Raw genomic sequence first — 982 nt, 5'->3', positions numbered from 1 at the left:
CAGCCGTGCCGCCCGCGCCCGCCGCGGCCAGGGCGTCCGCGCTCGGGGCCGTCGCGCCCGCGGGCCGGATGACGCCGTCGATGTTCCACGCCGAGGCCAGATCGATTCCGCGCGCCCCGCCCAGCGCCGAGGTCGACACCACCCGGTACGGGGCGGGGATGTCCAGGTCGGCGAGGTTGGCGTCCATCACGGCGGGGCTGTAGACGGTGTTGACGATCGCGCGGGCCTGGTCCTCGGCGGCCGCCCGGGCCGCCGCCATCGATGCCTCCGACGTCCGCGAGGCCGGACCGAGCGCCGCTCCGGCGCCGCTCGCACCGCCCGGCGTCATTGTCTGCGCCAACTCGAGTTCGGAGGCCTGCGCCGAGATCTGCGTGCGGGTCACGCCGAAGCCGTCCTGTGCGATCGAGGCCTTGTCGGCGGCCCGGTCGAGGACGTCGGCGTAGAGAGCGACCGATTCGGTGAACGACCGCACCGACGTGCTCGCCTGCGACGCGAACTCGCCCTGCCACCCCGAGGTCAGGACCTCGCCGAGACCGCCGTGGAGCTGCTCGCCCGCGGTCCGGAGCTCCGCCGCCACCCCGCGGACACGGTCGCTCACCTGCTGGAAGTGCTCCGGCTGCAGCGCCTGGGCGCCCGACACCATCCGGGCCAACGGGGCGCCCTCCACGTTCTCCGGCCCCACCCGGTCGTACCCGCCGACAGCGCGGGCGTCCGACGGACCATTGATCATCATGGCGAACGGCGTCAACGAACCCAGCAGACCCAGGCTCTGCAGCCCCGCAGGCTCCTCCGACGCCTTCCCCAGGGCTGCCGCCAGCGCCTCGTCCTGCGCGTCGATCAATCCGCCCGCGGCGGCGAAGAGCATGGCCATGGCGGAAGCCTGGTCAACGAAACCACCCATCATCGTCCGAAGGTCCTCGCCAGCGAACAATGAATACACAGTGCCTATCTGACGGGCGGTGTCGAAGGCGTCTGGGCGACT

1 protein-coding gene is annotated in these 982 nt (G+C 72.6%); it reads right to left on the bottom strand.

Annotated elements, in window-relative coordinates:
* Window positions 1-871: hypothetical protein (locus B4M60_RS07455; RefSeq protein ID WP_291081842.1), on the bottom strand; the 871-nt coding region annotated here is incomplete at its 3' end.
* Window positions 872-982 lie beyond the last annotated feature (111 nt).

The organism is Dietzia sp. UBA5065, from assembly GCA_002415925.1.
In the GTDB taxonomy this organism is placed as follows: Bacteria; Actinomycetota; Actinomycetes; order Mycobacteriales; family Mycobacteriaceae; genus Dietzia.
This window is presented reverse-complemented; position numbering and strand designations above follow the sequence as displayed.